General features: G+C 65.2%; 13 protein-coding genes and 1 pseudogene. 6 read left to right on the top strand and 8 right to left on the bottom strand.

The features are described from left to right. Window positions 1-35: 35 nt before the first annotated feature. On the top strand, window positions 36-1,532 hold the full coding sequence (locus G5A07_RS19115; RefSeq protein ID WP_191863833.1) for an aldehyde dehydrogenase: 1,497 nt from the start codon (window positions 36-38) through the stop codon (window positions 1,530-1,532). Window positions 1,533-1,677: 145 nt separating this feature from the next. On the opposite strand, the gene G5A07_RS19110 is transcribed toward G5A07_RS19115, so the two are convergent. Next, entirely contained in the window at window positions 1,678-2,319 is a 642-nt protein-coding gene (locus tag G5A07_RS19110; protein WP_191863832.1) for a hypothetical protein, read from the bottom strand. A gap of 147 nt (window positions 2,320-2,466) precedes the next feature. On the opposite strand from G5A07_RS19110, the gene G5A07_RS19105 reads away from it, so the two are divergent. Further along, on the top strand, window positions 2,467-3,768 hold the full coding sequence (locus G5A07_RS19105) for an MFS transporter (protein ID WP_191863831.1): 1,302 nt from the start codon (window positions 2,467-2,469) through the stop codon (window positions 3,766-3,768). Here G5A07_RS19105 and G5A07_RS19100 read toward each other — a convergent pair. From G5A07_RS19100 to G5A07_RS22535, 4 genes and pseudogenes are all read right to left on the bottom strand, one after another. Beyond that, a complete protein-coding gene (locus G5A07_RS19100; RefSeq protein ID WP_004151683.1) occupies window positions 3,749-4,210 on the bottom strand; it encodes a bacteriohemerythrin in 462 nt (153 codons plus the stop codon). The two genes, G5A07_RS19105 and G5A07_RS19100, sit on opposite strands and share 20 nt — an antisense overlap. Window positions 4,211-4,295: 85 nt before the next feature. Next, window positions 4,296-5,639: a diguanylate cyclase gene (locus tag G5A07_RS19095; RefSeq protein WP_049455536.1), complete on the bottom strand. Its 1,344-nt coding sequence runs from the start codon at window positions 5,637-5,639 to the stop codon at window positions 4,296-4,298. A gap of 95 nt (window positions 5,640-5,734) precedes the next feature. Beyond that, on the bottom strand, window positions 5,735-7,288 hold the full coding sequence (locus G5A07_RS19090) for an MASE1 domain-containing protein (RefSeq protein ID WP_191863830.1): 1,554 nt from the start codon (window positions 7,286-7,288) through the stop codon (window positions 5,735-5,737). Window positions 7,289-7,410: 122 nt separating this feature from the next. After that, window positions 7,411-7,554 (bottom strand): annotated as a pseudogene (locus tag G5A07_RS22535) (diguanylate cyclase response regulator); the annotation flags it as partial. Window positions 7,555-7,808: 254 nt separating this feature from the next. Here G5A07_RS22535 and G5A07_RS19085 point away from each other — a divergent pair. Beyond that, entirely contained in the window at window positions 7,809-8,267 is a 459-nt protein-coding gene (locus tag G5A07_RS19085; protein WP_236565156.1) for a hypothetical protein, read from the top strand. 159 nt (window positions 8,268-8,426) lie between these two features. Here G5A07_RS19085 and G5A07_RS19080 read toward each other — a convergent pair whose 3' ends face one another. Next, window positions 8,427-10,019: an MASE1 domain-containing protein gene (locus G5A07_RS19080; protein WP_191863829.1), complete on the bottom strand. Its 1,593-nt coding sequence runs from the start codon at window positions 10,017-10,019 to the stop codon at window positions 8,427-8,429. Between the two features lie 224 nt (window positions 10,020-10,243). Continuing rightward, window positions 10,244-11,521, bottom strand: coding sequence for an FAD-binding oxidoreductase (locus G5A07_RS19075; protein WP_049455535.1), 1,278 nt, complete (start codon window positions 11,519-11,521; stop codon window positions 10,244-10,246). Between the two features lie 161 nt (window positions 11,522-11,682). Here G5A07_RS19075 and G5A07_RS19070 point away from each other — a divergent pair, with 161 nt between their 5' ends. From G5A07_RS19070 to G5A07_RS19060, 3 genes are all read left to right on the top strand, one after another. Continuing rightward, window positions 11,683-12,444, top strand: a complete 762-nt coding sequence (locus tag G5A07_RS19070; RefSeq protein ID WP_049455534.1) for a gamma-glutamyl-gamma-aminobutyrate hydrolase family protein — start codon at window positions 11,683-11,685, stop codon at window positions 12,442-12,444. Further along, window positions 12,441-13,838, top strand: a complete 1,398-nt coding sequence (locus G5A07_RS19065; RefSeq protein WP_019337139.1) for a glutamine synthetase family protein — start codon at window positions 12,441-12,443, stop codon at window positions 13,836-13,838. Before G5A07_RS19070 ends, G5A07_RS19065 begins: the two co-directional genes overlap by 4 nt. Before the next feature lie 91 nt (window positions 13,839-13,929). After that, the gene (locus tag G5A07_RS19060; RefSeq protein WP_043400421.1) at window positions 13,930-15,039 is read left to right on the top strand and encodes a polyamine ABC transporter substrate-binding protein; all 1,110 of its coding nucleotides are present in this window, start codon (window positions 13,930-13,932) and stop codon (window positions 15,037-15,039) included. A 20-nt stretch (window positions 15,040-15,059) separates the two neighbouring features. Here the strand turns inward: G5A07_RS19060 and G5A07_RS19055 are convergent. Next, the coding region (locus G5A07_RS19055) for an NAD(P)-binding domain-containing protein (RefSeq protein WP_191863828.1) at window positions 15,060-16,317 on the bottom strand (1,258 nt) is incomplete at its 5' end.

Raw genomic sequence — 16,317 nt, 5'->3', positions numbered from 1 at the left:
GTATAACGAAGGCTCGTTGAATGTTGGAGCTTCCCATGGCTGATTTCCCCGACCGTAGCCATTGGCAGGCGCTGGCCCTCCAGTTGTCGATGCCGGGCCAGGCCTTCATCGACGGCCGCTATGTCGATGCCGCCAGTGGCGCCCGCTTCGACTGCATCAGCCCGATCGACGGTCGCGTGCTGGGCGCGGTTGCCGACTGCGACGCGCAGGATGTCGAGCGCGCGGTCCTGGCCGCGCGACGCAGCTTCGAGGCGGGCCACTGGTCGCAGGCCACTCCGGCCCATCGCAAGCGCGTGTTGCTGGCGCTGGCGGCGTTGGTGGAAGCGCACGCCGATGAACTGGCCCTGCTGGAAACCCTGGACATGGGCAAGCCGGTGCGTGACGCGCGCCGTATCGACCTGCCCGGCGTGGTGCGCTGCCTGCGCTGGACCGCTGAAGCGGTGGACAAGCTGTACGGCGAGGTCGCGCCCACCGGCCCGCACGAGCTGGGGCTGGTCACGCGTGAGGCCGCTGGCGTAGTGGCGGCCATCGTGCCATGGAACTTCCCGCTGTTGATGGCGTGCTGGAAGATCGCACCGGCCTTGGCCATGGGCAACTCGGTGGTGCTCAAGCCTTCCGAGCGGTCACCGCTGAGTGCGCTGCGGCTGGCCGCACTGGCCGCCGAGGCGGGCCTGCCGGAGGGCGTACTGAACGTGTTGCCGGGCCACGGTGCGCGCGTCGGTGAACCGTTGGCCCTGCACATGGACGTGGACGTGCTGGCCTTCACCGGTTCCACTGCCACCGGCGCGAAGCTGCTGGAGTATTCCGGGCGATCCAACCTCAAGCGGGTCTGGCTGGAATGCGGTGGCAAGAGCCCGCATGTGGTGTTTGCCGACGCCCCCGATCTGGACGTCGCCGCCAAGGCGGTGGCACAGGGCATCTTCTTCAACCAGGGCGAAGTCTGTACTGCCGGCTCCCGGCTGCTGGTCCAGCGCTCGATCCGCGAGGATTTCGTGCATCAGGTGATCGCCCATGGCCAGCACATGCAGCCGCAGCATCCGCTGGAGGCCGATGCACCGATGGGCGCGCTGGTGGATGCCGCGCATCTGCACAAGGTGATGGACGATATTGCACGCGCAGAAGGCGAGGGCGCGCGGCTGCTGCTGGGTGGGCGACGGGCCGAGGTCGAGGCCGGCGGCAGCTATGTGCAGCCGACAGTGTTCGACCAGGTGCGCCCGGAGCAGGCCTTGGCGCGTGAGGAAGTATTCGGGCCGGTGCTGGCCGTACTCGGCTTCGACGACGAGGCCGAAGCGGTGCGCCTGGCCAATGACAGTCGCTACGGCCTGGCCGCGGGCCTGTGGACGCGTGATCTCAGCCGCGCCCATCGGGTCGCGCGGCAGTTGCGCGCGGGTAGTGTCTGGGTGAACGGCTGGGATGGTGGCGACATGACCGCCCCGTTTGGTGGTTACAAGCAGTCCGGCAATGGGCGGGACAAGTCACTGCATGCGTTCGACAAGTACAGCGAGATCAAGGCTACCTGGATCCAGTTGTAACGACGCGATTGCTGGACGGCTGTTCGCTCTTTGTAGAGTCGAGCCATCCTCGACTGCCGTTCGCCCCTCTGTAGCGCCGAGCCATGCTCGGCTGCATCTCGGCAAGAGCAGTCGAGGATGGCTCGACTCTACAAAGGCGTGCCCTCTACCGGCAGCGGGTGCTCACCTGCAGCACGGCCGCACGCAGCATGTCGCGGTCGGCTTCTTCGACGGCGTTCTGGAAATAGTCCATGTCCTGCTTGCCCAGCTCGCACGGGTCGACGATGTACCCCGGTGGCCACAACCCCAGCAGCTGCGCCACGCCATGCACGATCTGCTCGGGGGTCATCTGCCGACGGATCCGGAAGTAATTGCGGCGCGGCCCGAACGCGGGATGGACCTCGCGCCGACCGATCAGGCGTGGCGCCACGCCCGCCGCGCTGATACCGTCACCGCCATCGATGCTGCCCGCAGGCAGGTCCAGCATCAGTGGCGCCGGTGCAGGCGGTTCCTCGGACGCGGGTGCAATGGCATCCGTGGGTGCAGCCGGGGTCGGGCGTGGCGCTGTCGAGGGGGCCGGACGCGTTGCCTCTGCGGTGGGGTGTGCCGGGCGTTGTTGCGTCGGCACGGGTTGCTCCGGAGGTATCCAGCGCAATGAAATCCTGGAACCTTCGTCGCTGCGCAGCGTCATCCTGCCACTGCCCAGCAGCCACACTGCCATCAACCCATGCACCAGCAGCACCGCCAGCCATGCCGCCATGCGCGGCAGCTTCGGCGAATCGGACCACGACAGCGCGACTGCAGTCATTGGCAAAGCATCCATGCAGGGACCGGTGGCGCAGACTAGCGGGCGGCCCGAAAAATTCCGTTGGCATCGGTGTCGGCTGAAACCATCGCCCCGTGTGGCCATCGGCCCGTGGCAGAATCGGGCGATCCGCCGTTACCCGTGTTGCCGATGTCGACGATCACCGCTGCCGTGCCGCCCGTGAATTCCCCCAGTCGAGTCCTGCTGGCCAGCCTGATCGGCACCACCATCGAGTTCTTCGATTTCTACATCTACGCCACGGCTGCAGTGCTGGTGTTTCCGCACCTGTTCTTCCCGGACAGCAGCGAACAGGCCGCGCTGCTGCAGTCACTGGCGACGTTTGCGGTCGCGTTCATCGCGCGCCCGGTGGGCTCGGCGGTGTTCGGCCACTTCGGTGACCGCATCGGCCGCAAGGCCACGCTGGTGGCCGCGCTGCTGACCATGGGCCTGTCCACGGTGCTGATCGGCCTGCTGCCCACCCATGCCCAGATCGGCCTGTGGGCCCCTGCGCTGCTGGCGCTGTGCCGCTTCGGCCAGGGTCTGGGCCTGGGCGGGGAATGGGGCGGGGCGGTGCTGCTGGCCACCGAGAACGCACCGCCAGGCAAGCGCGCCTGGTACGGCATGTTCCCGCAGCTGGGCGCGCCGCTCGGCTTTCTGCTGTCGGCCGGCATCTTCCTCGTGCTGGGCCGCTGCCTGAGCCAGGACGACTTCCTGCAGTGGGGCTGGCGCATTCCGTTCGTGGCCAGCGCGCTGCTGGTCGGCCTTGGCCTGTGGGTGCGCCTGAACATCCACGAGACACCCGATTTCAAGAAGGCGCTGGAGCGCAAGGCGCCGGTGCGGCTGCCGATGTGGACGGTGCTGCGTGACCATCCGGTGCCCATGCTGCTGGGCACCCTGGGCGCGTTCGCCACCTTCGTGCTGTTCTACCTGATGACGGTGTTCAGTCTCGGCCATGGCACTGCGGTGCTGGGCTACAGCCGCGAGCAGTTCCTGCTGATGCAGATGGCCGGCATGCTGTTTTTCGCACTGGGCATCCCGCTGTCGGCGCGCTATGGCGACCGGTGGGGCACGCGGCGCACGATGATCGTCGCCAGCGTACTGATCGTCGGCTTCGGTGTGCTGTTCGCACCGCTGTTCCAGCCGCACAGCCCGTGGCTGGTCACTGGCTTCCTGTGCCTGGGCCTGTTCCTGATGGGCCTGACCTACGGCCCCTGCGGCACTTTCCTGGCCGAGATCTACCCGGTGGAGGTGCGCTATACCGGCGCGTCGCTGTCATTCAACCTGGCCGGCATCCTCGGCGCGGCGCCAGCGCCGTACCTGGCCACCTGGCTGGCCGAACGCTTCGGCCTGGTCGCGGTGGGCTACTACCTGTGCCTGACCGCGGTGGCGACCCTGTGCGCGCTGGTGGCACTGCACCGGCGCGCGCTGCGGCTCAACCAAAGAAGCGCTTGAGCGTGCGCCCCAGCCAACCGCCGCCCTGGTGTTCGCGGGCGAACTGGTTCAGGTGCGCCTTGACCTGTTCGGCATAGGCCTGGTCATCACCGCGGATGTGGTTGAACAGCCAGCGCGAGAGCATGGTGCGCAGCTCGTCACTGATGTCCTCGCCGGCCTGGAAGCGCATGCGGTATTCCGATACCCGCTTGATGAAGACCTCATGCACGCGCTTGTGCGCGGCACAGAACGGATAGCCCGCTTCCTCCATCAGCTCTTCCTCGAACGCGAAGTGCGACATGGTGTAGTCCACCACCTCATCGATCACTTCACCCACCGCCGCACGCTGCATGCTGGCCTGGGCCACGTGCAGGTGGTTGAGCATCTCGATGATGCGGCGGTGTTGTTGGTCGATCACATCGATGCCGATGTTCAGATCGTCCTGCCAGACCAGTAGTGCCATCCCCGGCTCCCCTTCATGCGTATGTCGGGGCCGACTGTAGAACTGCCGCGCGGGTGCGGCGTTGATCTGGATCAAAGCGGGCCGGTCAGGGCAGGGCAGGCTCGCGTGGGCGCAGCGGGCTGGCTACCGTGGTGCAGCTGACCCGGTTGCGGCCACCGGCCTTGGCCAGGTACAGCTGGCGGTCGGCCTCGGAGATCAACCGGTGCAGTGCATCACGCTGCGGGCGCAGGCAGCACAGGCCGATGCTGACCGTCATGCGCAGGGTGGCGGTGCCGATGTCCACTTCCAGTGCGGCGATGCGCTGGCGCAGTTCCTCGAAGTACAGCAGCGCCTCGTCCTGTTCCATGTCCGGCACCAGCAGGCAGAACTCCTCGCCGCCGAAGCGTGCGATCAGGTCCTGGCTGCGCGCATGTGCGGCCACCGCGCCGGCCACCGCACGCAGTGCATCGTCGCCGGCTTCATGGCCATGGGTGTCATTGATGTGCTTGAAGTGGTCGATGTCGATCATCGCCACCGCCACGCACTGGCCATGCAGCTGCAGCTGAGGCAGCTGGCGCTGGCTCTGCTCCAGGAAGCAGCGGCGGTTGGGCAGGCCGGTCAGGAAGTCGCGGGTGGCCAGATCCTGCAGGGTGCCGATCAGTTCCAGCTGGTCCACGTTCTGCGAGACACGGCAGAAGAATTCCTCGCGCGAGAACGGTTTGCGCAGGAAGTCATTGGCACCGTTCTTCAGGAAGCGTGGGATCAGCGAGGCATCGGTATTGCCGGAGATGCCAATCACCGCCACCTTGTCGCGCGAGCGCAGGGTGCGCAGGCGGCGGGTGAATTCCACGCCCTGCATGCCGGGCATTTCCTGGTCGACCACCGCCAGGCGGATTGCCGGATGCGCCTCGATTGCAGCCAGGCCCTCGTTGCCGTCGGCCGCTTCGTGCACCTCATGGCCATACATGCGCAGCAGGGCGGCGGCATAGCCACGCGCGGACGGCGAATCGTCCACCACCAGCGCGGCGATGCGGCGGTTGCGTTCCAGCCGCTGCACCAGCCACACCAGGTAGTCGATGCTGCCCGGGGTGTTCTTCAGCACGTAGTCGATGATCTGCTGCTGCAGCACGCGCTTGCGCAGGTCCTCGTCGTACACGCCGCTGACCACCACGGTGGGCAGGTCGCGCTTGAGGAAGAACTCGACCACCGCATCACGGTCGCCGTCGGCCAGCACCAACCCGGTCAGCACCAGGAACCAGCCGCCGCCTTCGTTGAGCAGGCGGTCGGCCTCGGCCAGAGTGGAGGCGATCACCACTGGCAGTTCCAGGCGCTGTTCGATGGCTTCGCGCAGCATGCCGGTGAACGCACGGGAGTTTTCGACCAGCAGGATCCGCTGTGGCAGGGGATCGGCCAGGTCGCCATCGACGGCGGCCTGCGGCAGGACGGGCATGATGCGGTGGCTCACGAAGGAGGGCTCGGCACGGATAGCGGCGGTTTCGGGTGTAACTTTAGCGGCGAACGTTGCGCGCTGGGCCAGATTCCGTGTCAGGCCGCCGCTGGCGCCGCGTGGCTGATCGATTCATGCAGGACCAGTCGCAGCCGATTGCCCCGGCAGTTGACCTTGCCGCCGTAAGCAAGCATTCGACCGGCCAGGCGCTCGACGGCCTGGTCGGTGGTGCGTGCCGACAGCGTGCAACCACGGTCGAGCAGGCTCACGACAGCAACGATGCCGCGACGTCCGCCCGCCCGGCCACTTCGGGCACGCACGCAGACCTGCCCGGTCTCCAGCTCCAGCAGCAGTGACACCGCCTCGATCAAGGAGCGGTAGATGGCCAATTGCAGATCCACAGTCAGCAGGCAGGGGTTACCTGCCAGCCTTGGCGGAATGACGCGATGCGTGTTGTTCCAGATCTCGCATGCGCCGCCTGCTTGCAGCGCGATGTACAACCCGACCTGCTCCAGCCCGGTGGGGTAGACCATGCTGGCCTGCTCGCGGAACAGACGTGAGTGCACGGATGACGCGTGTTGCAGGCTGTTCGCCACGGCATGATGACCCTGATCCTTCAGCCAGCTGACCATCTCGCTGAGCGAACTGTCCATGCCCTCGCCCAGATGCTTCAGATGGGCCGCGCGTTCACGCAGCTCACGCTCGCTGGTCTGGTGGGAACTGCGTGCTAGACGCAGGGCGTTCCGTTCAGCCTGCCAACGGGCCTGTGCGCGTTGATGGTGATAGCTGATGCTGGATCCGAGTGCGAGCAATGCGACGCTGATCACAGCCATGTTCTGTTGGGTGGCGAACGTACCGAGGTCGAAAGAGGAGGGCAGGCCGGTACTGGGCGTAGCGCCGTGAAGTGGGAGATTCAACAGCGGAATCGCGATGGCAGCGCCACGCCAGCCATGCATGAAGGTCAGGGCGATGGCAGGCAGAGCCGCCAGCAGGACAAGGTGTGTGCGGGTGGTATGGGCGCTGCTGTCTGTCAGTTGCATGCCCAACCCCAGTATCAGCATCGCCAGGATCGCCGCAGCTGTAGGCGCGACAAAGCGGGTGCTCCAACTGGGATCCACGTGCCGCTGCGCCCAAAGAAAGGCCAGTGGGAGCAGGGTAATGATGGCCGCGAAGTGGCCAAAGATCGTTCGGTCGACCGCGTCCAGCAGGTTGCTCGGCGGAGGATTCGACCAGAGGACATATGAAATGCTCAGGTTGAGAGTCGGGACGAACAGTGCCGTGCAGATCGACAACGACAGCAGCCAGAGGCCGGTGGCTGCCTCGGACGGCATTCTCCTTCGATGCAGGTAGACCACCAGCATCGCCATCGGCATCAGCAGTGTCGAAGCCAGAATGACCCAATCCAGGCCATAGGAGTCGATCATAGGAATGCGCAGCGTTGCGAAGTACGCATACTCGCCCAGCAGCAGGTAGGGCCACAGACGGGTCGGGACGATCAGCAGCGCCGCTGCCCGGATACCTGCGGGCAGGAAGAACTGATCCAGCGAGAACTGACGCGATATGAGGCAGCTGGCAGCATAGGTGGCGGCCAGCACAAGACCGACCGGACGGATCCGGAAACTCAGTTCAATTGCCTTCTTGAATCGGTCCAAGTCCGAACCTCTCGTCTCCCGGCCAATAATGGCTGGCTACTTCCGCAGACACTATCGACAGTTGGAGATAGGTGCAATCGAGGTGTCTGGCCCCCCTCTGCGCTGCCATCGGCCGCTTCTCATACATCGTGACCGTACACGCGCAGTAGCGTGGCGGCTTGGCCACGTGCGGACGGTGAATCATCCACAACCAATGTGGCGACGCTCTGATCGCGTTCCAGCCGCTATACCAACCATGCTTGGCGGTTGATGTTGTTCGGCGTGTTATCGTCGCGAGCAGCATGCCTGCGAACGCACCCGGATGTTCACCGGCACGGGGCACCGTGGTCGCCATCGATAGCGACCTACAGCAAGGCAGGCTTGGGGCGCTGGCTCGATTGCAAATTTTTTTGGACAGGTATCGGCGGTTTCGGGCGCAACGTCAGCGGGGAATGGGTTTGAATGGCCCCAGCGGATTATGTCCGACAGACGCTACGGAGTGCGCCCCGGCATATGCTAATGGAATTGGGTAGCATCCTTCATGATGCAAATTGCATCCAACCTGGAGGTCAGTGTGAGAAATTCACGAATTCATGCATTTGCTGGTGCGTTGATGTTGGTGCCGTTGTCTGTGTTTGCTTTAGCCCCGGGTGATGACCATGGAGTCAAGATGGCTGCCCGAGGGCTCGGTCAGTCGGTTCCGCTGGCGGAAAACCTGAGCGTGGATCCCGGTTGGCTGGTCTACGGGTTCGAGCGCGATGGCATGGATTATTTCCAGGTGAATGATCTCGCGGGGCGCGTGCACATTGTGATCGGCAATGCTGCTGGAACGTTCTGGGTACTGCCTGCAGGTGATCCATCCGCAAAGGTATCGTTGCCGGAACAGCGCCTGCCTGTTCCCAGTAAGGGCACCAGAACGGTTATCTATCGGGCTGCTTCATTCACGCTTGTCAGATATGCGAGCGGAGCTGATACGTTGTGGGCGGTAGAGGCACCTTAATAGGGCCTGCTGCCGGGATATCGGCGAGCCTCAGCATCGGATTGCATGGGCGCCCGGTGCTCGCCGGGTGCCCGTGACATCCTGGAACAGGGTGGTGTGGGACATGCTGATGCCATTTCACTGCTTTGGCTCGATCCGGTCGCTTGATTGTGAAATGCACTACTGCAGCGCAGAAGGTGCGGGACAGCTGTACGGCGATGGATTGCTGGGCGCGGTCTCAAGATTGGTTTCGCGGTCGAGGAACAGAATCCTGACCCGGTTGCGATAGCAGTCAACGGTCCCGTCATAGGCGAGGGTTCGCCCGGTCAGTCGCTCGAACGCGGTCATGGTTGTCTGCTGGGAAAGGCGCCCATGCGGATCCAGCAGTGACACGACCATGAGGATTCCGCGCCTTGAGCCCATTCTGCCGCATCTGGCACGAATGCGAATTTGACCACCTTCATGCTTGAGAAGAATGGAGACCGCATCAATGAGTGTCCGGTAGGCAGCCAACTGCAGTTCCACGCTCAGGTTACAGGGGTCACCTTTCAGATCCGGGCGAAGAACGCGCTCCGTCAGCTTCCATGACTCACGGATGCCACCAGCCTGCAAGGCCACGTAAAGCCCAAGGTGCTCCAAGCCCGAGGGATAGACCATGCTTGTCTGTTCGCGAAACAGCCGCGAATGGACATTTGAGGTATGCAAAAGGCTGCTGGCCACTGCGTGATGTCCATGAGCCATGAGCCAGTTGGCCAGTTCAACCAGCGAAGTATCGATGCCGTCGCCGAGCTTGCGAAGATGCAGGGCGCGTTCACGCAGCTCCATCTCGCTGGCTAATTGCGAGCTCCTGGCAAGATGGATAGCGTCCCTTTCCCCCATCTCTCGCAGTCTGTAGCGGTGGTAGAAGTGGGTAATGCGTGACCCGAGCAGTAGCAATGCGATGCCGCTGATCGCCATGATCTGCTGAGTGATGAAGGCCGCTGGATCGAATGCGGTTGGATGGGTGTTGGGCGTGGTCAGACCGATAACCATGTTGAGTGTCGGAACTGCAAGGGCAGCGCCCTTCCAGCCGTACAGGCAGGTAAGCGTGGTCGCTGGGAGTGCCAACAGCAGCAGGAACGTTGCCTTCAATGCAATCCACTCTGTGGGCAGTTGAGTCGCAGCTATCCCGATCAGCAGCATCAATGAAAGTGATGCCAGCATCGGGACTTTTCTTAGCGCGCTCCACTGCTGCTCCACGTCCTGTCGCGCCCACAGCATGGCGATGGGGGCTACCGTCAGAATGCCGATGAAGTCACCCACACTGTAGCGAGCCGCATTGGTCAGGAAGGGCGTGGATGGGGGTGTCGGCCAAAGTAGATGGGAAAAGCTCAGGTTGAGCAGAGTGATAACGACACTGGAAGCGGCGGCAATCAGCAAAAGGCCGATCGTCTGCGATTCTGCCATCAGCCGCCGTTGCAGCTTCACAATCAGCATCACCGCTGGCATGAGAAACGCGGAGGCAACGATGACCCACGTCAGGCCGTACTTCTCGATCATCGGCACGCGGGATTGTGCAAAGTACGCATATTCGCCCAACAGCAGATAGGGCCAAAGGCGTGGCGGGCACAACAACACGGCTGCCACCCGGATGCCGGCTGGTAAATAGAACTGATCAAGCGACAACTGTCGGGTTGCCCAATAAGCAACTGCATAAAGCAAGGCCAGCATCAGGCCAGCCGGTCGAATGCGCACCTTCAGCAACAATCCTTCTTTCCACCAGTCCAATCGCACGTCCCCCTCTCCTACGTGTCCCCTGTCAGCATCCATTCGCCGCGGGGCCCGGTTTTCAGGACGGTATCGGTCTGCGAACGATTATGCAATTGCGCAGCTGCGCATTTAGGAATCTGACGAGCCGTCCATCACAGATGTTGCGTGAAAATCTGTGACGCGTGCGGCACGATGAGCGCTCCGATGTGTTCTTCAGAACGTTCCATACACGCGTAAATGCAGGATGTTCACCACAACGCATCCCGCAGCTTGTACCACGACATCGCCGCCACCAGCAGCGGCGTGCGCAGCAGCCGGCCGCCAGGGAAGGGGGCATGCCGCAGGCGCTGGAACACATCCAGGCGCTCGCTCTGGCCTGCAATGGCAGCGGCGATCACCTCACCGGCCAGCCCGGCGGCGGCCACCCCATGGCCGGAGAACCCCTGCGCGAAGTACAGGTTGCCGTCCAGCCGGCCCCAATGCGGGGCGCGGTTGCGGGTAATGTCCACATAACCGCCCCAGACCTGCTCCAGCGCCACGTCGGCCAGCTGCGGGAACACCTGGTGCATGCGCCGCTGCATCACCCCGCGCAGGCCGGGCGGGGGCAGTGCTGAATAGCTGGCACGGCCACCAAACAGCAGGCGGTGGTCGTGGCTGAGACGGAAGTAGTCCAGTGCCCAGGCGGTGTCGGCCACGGCCATGTTGTTGCCGATCAGGGCATGGGCGCGCTCGGCACCCAGCGGCGCGCTGGCGCCGATATAGGTGCCGACCGGCATGATCCGCCGTTCCAGCTCGGGCAGCAGGCCCTGCAGCCAGGCGTTGCCGGCCACCACCAGATGCGCGGCGCGCACGCTTCCCTGCGCGGTATGCAGGGTGGGCTGCGGTCCGAGCTGCACGCGGGTCACTGCGGAGTTCTCGTGGATCACCGCGCCGGCCGCACGCGCCGCATCGGCCAGTCCGCGGGCATAGGCCAGGGGCTGCAGATGCGCGCTGAGCGGATCGAACATCGCGGCGCGGTAGCGCGGGCTGTCCAGCTGTGCGCGCAGGGCATCACGGTCCCACCACTGCATGGGGTAGTCGTAGTGGCGTTGCAGATGCTCGCAGTTGGCCCGCAGGTCGCGCTCATGGCGTTCGCGGATCGCGACGCTGGCGTGGCCTTCCACCCAATGGCAGTCGATGCCGTGGCGATCGATGCGTGTGCGCATCGCCTGCACCGCGTCGCGTGACCAGTCGAACAGGTGGCGCGCATCATCACGACCGAGCTGACGCTCCAGCTCGTCCACCTCGCAGCCATAGCCGACCAGCGCCTGGCCACCGTTGCGACCGGACGCGCCCCAGCCGATCCGCTGCGCGTCCAGCACCACCACGCGCTGGCCGCGCGTAGCCAGTTCAAGTGCGGCGGTCAGGCCGGTATAACCCGCGCCGAGCACTGCGACATCGGCCTGCACATCCCCCCGCAACGAGGGCAGGGCGGGCGGTTCGGGCAGGCTGGCGGCGTACCAGCTGGGCGGGAAGGCGGCGCTCACCGCGGGCCTCGCGGGCGCAGTGCGGGAGGGGGGAGCGGGAGAGGACGATCAGCATTCACCCGCGTAGTTTCGCCGATGCGTGACAGCCATGGTGTGACGGCGACGACTTGCCGCCCTCGGCGGGCGACGGGTAACGTGTCGGCACGTCAAGGAGTTTTTCCATGCGCCGCCTGCCCTGGGTGGGCCTGCCCACCGACAGTACCGTGCTCGGCCATCACCGCTTCGCGGTGGCCGGCGAGAAGTACGTGCGCGCGCTGGCCGAGTCCGCCGAAGTGACCCCGGTGGTACTGCCGAGCCTGCAGCCTCCTTTGCCGGCTGGCGACTGGCTGCAGGGGCTTGATGGCCTGCTGTTGACCGGCGCGGTCAGCAACATCGAACCGCAGCACTACGAGGGCGGTCGCAGCTGGCCGGGCAATCCGCATGACCCGGCCCGTGATGCCAATGCGTTCGCGTTGCTGCGTGAGGCTTTGGCGCAGGATCTTCCGGTACTGGCGATCTGCCGCGGCTTCCAGGAACTGAACGTCGCGCTGGGTGGCAGCCTGCATCCGCAGGTGCATGCGGTGCCGGGCCTGTCCGATCATCGCGAAGACCCGCAGGCGCCGGTGGAGGTGCAGTATGGGCCGGCCCATGCGATCACCCTGGCTACCGATGGCTGGTTGGCGCAGTGGCACGGCAGTGACCGGGCGCAGGTCAATTCGGTGCACGGGCAGGGCATTGCCCGCCTCGCGCAGGGTCTGCAGGTCGAGGCCGTGGCTGATGATGGACTGGTCGAGGCGGCGCGCAGCCTGCACCATCGTTTCGTGCTCGGCGTACAGTGGCACCCGGAGTGGCGTGTCATGCAGGCGCCGTTCTATCACGCTATTTTCCGTGCGTTCGGCCAAGCTTGCCGGCAGCACCAACAGAACCGACTGGATTCCCGATGAGTTCCCGAACGCGCCCGCGCAAGACGGCCACGCCCCCCGCACCGCAGGAAAGCAGCCTGCTGCGCTGGCTGAAGGAGCGGCGCATCACCGAGGTCGAATGCCTGGTGCCGGACATCACCGGCAACGCGCGCGGCAAGATCATTCCCGCCGACAAGTTCTCGCACGACTACGGTACGCGGCTGCCCGAAGGCATCTTCGCCACCACCGTCACCGGCGAGTTCCCTGATGACTACTACGAGCTGACCTCGCCGTCGGACTCGGACATGATGCTGCGCCCCGATCCGGACACGGTGCGCATGGTGCCGTGGGCGGCCGATGCCACCGCGCAGGTCATCCACGATTGCTACACGAAGAACGGTGAGCCCCACGAACTGGCACCGCGCAATGTGCTGCGCCGGGTGCTGGCAGCCTACGCCGAGCTGGGCCTGCGCCCGGTGGTGGCGCCGGAGCTGGAGTTCTTCCTGGTGCAGAAGAACACCGACCCGGACTTCCCACTGCTGCCACCGGCCGGCCGCTCCGGGCGCCCGGAAACCGCGCGGCAGTCGTACTCGATCGACGCGGTCAACGAATTCGACCCGATCCTCGACCTGATGTACGACTACGCCGACGCGATGAAGCTGGACGTGGACACGCTGATCCACGAATCCGGCGCAGCGCAGCTGGAGGTGAACTTCACCCACGCCGATGCGATGGACCTGGCCGACCAGGTGTTCCTGTTCAAGCGCACCATGCGCGAGGCAGCGATGCGCCACGGGGTGTATGCCACCTTCCTGGCCAAGCCGATGGAGAACGAGCCGGGCAGCGCCATGCACATCCACCAGAGCCTGGTGCGGGTGAGCGATGGCAGCAATGTGTTCGCCGGCGAGACCCATGCCGAAGGCGAGTTCAGCCCGGTGTTCGGCCACTACCTGGGCGGCCTGCAGAAGTACGTGCCGCAGGCAATGGCGTTCTTCGCGCCGAATGTGAATTCCTATCGGCGACTGGTGTTCGGCGAGGTCTCGCCGAGCAACGTGCACTGGGGCTATGACAACCGCACCTGCGGGCTGCGCGTGCCGCTGGACACGCCTGAGAACATGCGCGTGGAAAGCCGCTTCGCCGGCTCCGACGCCAACCCCTACCTGGCGATGGCCGCGACCCTGGCCTGCGGCCTGCTGGGCATCCGTGAGCGGCTGGCACCGGACGCACCGGTCACCGGCAGTGCCAAGGAACTGGGCTACAACCTGCCGCGCTCGCTGGGCGAAGCGCTGGACGGGCTGGAGCAGTGCAGCGAGCTGCAGGCGCTGCTGGGCGAGCGCTTCTGCCGCGCCTACATCTCGGTCAAGCGCAAGGAATACGAGACCTTCTTCCGCGTCATCAGCTCGTGGGAGCGCGAGTTCCTGCTGCTGAACGTCTGAGCATCTGGAATAGAAAAATCCGCCGCCGGGGGGTAGGCTGGCACCCGTTGCCGGCCCCGCCGGCCCCCCTTTCCGCATTCTGGAGCACCCGATGAAGCTGCGTATCCTCACGCTCGGCCTGGCCTCCGCCATGCTCGCCGCCTGCAGCGGTGGCAACGGCGGCGCGCAGGACAGCCAGGTCCTGAACGTCTACAACTACAGCGATTACATCGCCGAGGACACCATCCCGACCTTCGAGAAGGAGAGCGGCATCAAGGTCACCTACGATGTGTTCGACAGTGATGAGATGGTCGAGACCAAGCTGCTGGCCGGCAACAGTGGCTACGACGTGGTGGTGCCGACGCTGAACTTCTTCGGCCGCCAGATCCAGGCCGGCGTGTTCCTGCCGCTGGACAAGAGCAAGATCCCGAACCTGGCCAACCTCGATCCGGCGGTGATGAAGCGCATCGCCACCCAGGACCCGGGCAACCAGTACGGCGTGCCGTACATGATCGGCACCACCGGCATCGGCTACAACGTGGACATGCTGAAGCAGCGCTTCGGCGGCAGCACCGACATCGCCAACAGCTGGGACCTGGTGTTCAAGCCGGAGAACATCAGCAAGATGAAGGACTGCGGCGTGACCATCCTGGACACGCCGGCGGACATGATTCCGATCGCGCTGCATTACCTGGGCCTGGACCCGCACAGCGGTGACCCGGCCGAGCTGCAGAAGGCGGCCGACCTGCTGAAGTCGATCCGCCCGTACGTGCAGAATTTCCACTCCTCGCAGTACGTGGGTTCGCTGGCCAACGGTGGAACCTGCCTGGTGGTCGGCTGGTCGGGTGACATCATCCAGGCCCGCGACCGCGCCGAGGAAGCCAGCAACGGCGTGCACGTGGCCTATTCGATCCCGAAGGAAGGCGCCCCGCAGTGGTTCGACATGCTGGCGATCCCGAAGGATGCCAAGCACCCGGACGCCGCGTACGCGTTCATCAACTATCTGCTGCAGCCGAAGGTTGCCGCGGCCAACACCAACTTCATCCACTACGCCAACCCGGTGCCGACTGCGACCCCGCTGGTGGATGAGGCGATCCGTACCGACCCGACCATCTACCCGCCGGCCGATGTGGCCGAGAAGATGTTCACGTACTCGATCAACACGCCGGAGACCGACAAGCTCTACACCCGGTTGTGGACCGAGGTGAAGACCGGCCGTTAAGCCGGTCTGGCGCCGCCGGGTCATGCCCGGCGGCTCCCTTGCCCTGCGCCGGAACCGGTACTCCCGCTTCGGCCCAGGTGCCGCAGGATGGCCGGCAGCAGGTCGCGTGCATCACGGCCGCCGTTGCACAGGAACGATGAACTCATCCGCTGCAGGTTGTGCATGCCGATGAAGAACAGCCCCGGCTGCGGGGAAACGCCGAAGTCGCCAAGCGGATAGCCCTGTGCATCCAGCGCGCCCTGCACGTCGAGCCAGGGCCATTCGGCGACGAAGCCGGTGGCCAGCACCACCGAACGAATGCCTGCGGCCTGCAGATCCAGCGCGCATGGCGACGGTTCCGGCTCCCAGTGCAGATAGACCTCTTCGGGAATGTAACGGGCATCGTCGGTGCGCGGTTCGGGCCGCGTGGCGTAGTACGCGCTGGCCAGCGAATCGAGATAGGCATACTCGGCCCGAGTGGCCTCGATCGCGGTGCGCAGCTGCGGGCGGACATCGGCAAAGCGGGCGGTGTTTCCACTGAATTCCTGCAACCGGCCCAGCAACCTGATACCTGCGCGGTGCATCGCCAGCAGGCTGATCGAGCTGCCCCGGCCGCCGCTTCCCTTGCCCGAGATCAGCGGAAACTCCGCAGTGCGGGCCCTGCGCAGCGCATCCGGTTCTCCGGCCAGTACGGCGGCCGCTTCACTCACATGCTGGTGGATGCGCCCGGCCATGTCCCACCAGGTCATCGAGTCCTTGCCGCGCAGCCGGCGGGTGTGCGAGTGACGCTGGGCCAGTGACCAGTACACGCTGCGACCGCTGTCGCGCAGGTCCTGGGCGATCTGCGCGCCGGACTGGCCGCCGCCGATGACCAACACCGCGCCCTCGGGTAGCAGGCCGGGACTGCGGTAGTCGCTGGAGTGCAGCACGGTGAGGCCTGGTGCGGGCGCGAATGGGACCCGGGGCATCCGCGCGCGACGGTATTCACCGGTGGCGACCACCACCGTCTGGGCGTGGATCGGCCCCTCGCTGCTGTCGATGGCATAGCCACCGGACTCGGGCCCGACCCGGTGGACCACGCACCCCTCGCTGATCGGCAGGGAACGCTCGTGGGCATACTCGCGGAGGTGCCGGATCACCTCCGGGGCGCCCATGAAGCCTTCCGGGTCATCGCCGGCATAGGCATGACCGTGCAGGGCCATCGTCGCGTTGGCGGTGTTTGTCTGGAACGACTCCCAGCGCCGTTGCCAGCTGGCGCCCACGGTTTCGGCCTCCAGCACGCGATGCTCGACGCCGGCC

Origin of the sequence: Stenotrophomonas sp. AS012628, from assembly GCF_010608305.1 — a bacterium.
GTDB classification, from domain to species: Bacteria; Pseudomonadota; Gammaproteobacteria; order Xanthomonadales; family Xanthomonadaceae; genus Stenotrophomonas; species Stenotrophomonas geniculata.
The sequence above is the reverse complement of the archived record's forward strand: the minus strand, read 5'-3'. Positions and strand labels throughout refer to the sequence as shown.

Bases quoted from the DNA above. Each gene is read 5' to 3' on its own strand.
- G5A07_RS19115 (WP_191863833.1), top strand. From the start codon at position 36: ATGGCTGATTTCCCCGACCGTAGCCATTGGCAGGCGCTGGCCCTCCAG.
- G5A07_RS19110 (WP_191863832.1), bottom strand. From the start codon at position 2,319: ATGACTGCAGTCGCGCTGTCGTGGTCCGATTCGCCGAAGCTGCCGCGC.
- G5A07_RS19105 (WP_191863831.1), top strand. From the start codon at position 2,467: ATGTCGACGATCACCGCTGCCGTGCCGCCCGTGAATTCCCCCAGTCGA.
- G5A07_RS19100 (WP_004151683.1), bottom strand. From the start codon at position 4,210: ATGGCACTACTGGTCTGGCAGGACGATCTGAACATCGGCATCGATGTG.
- G5A07_RS19095 (WP_049455536.1), bottom strand. From the start codon at position 5,639: ATGCCCGTCCTGCCGCAGGCCGCCGTCGATGGCGACCTGGCCGATCCC.
- G5A07_RS19085 (WP_236565156.1), top strand. From the start codon at position 7,809: ATGATGCAAATTGCATCCAACCTGGAGGTCAGTGTGAGAAATTCACGA.
- G5A07_RS19070 (WP_049455534.1), top strand. From the start codon at position 11,683: ATGCGCCGCCTGCCCTGGGTGGGCCTGCCCACCGACAGTACCGTGCTC.
- G5A07_RS19065 (WP_019337139.1), top strand. From the start codon at position 12,441: ATGAGTTCCCGAACGCGCCCGCGCAAGACGGCCACGCCCCCCGCACCG.
- G5A07_RS19060 (WP_043400421.1), top strand. From the start codon at position 13,930: ATGAAGCTGCGTATCCTCACGCTCGGCCTGGCCTCCGCCATGCTCGCC.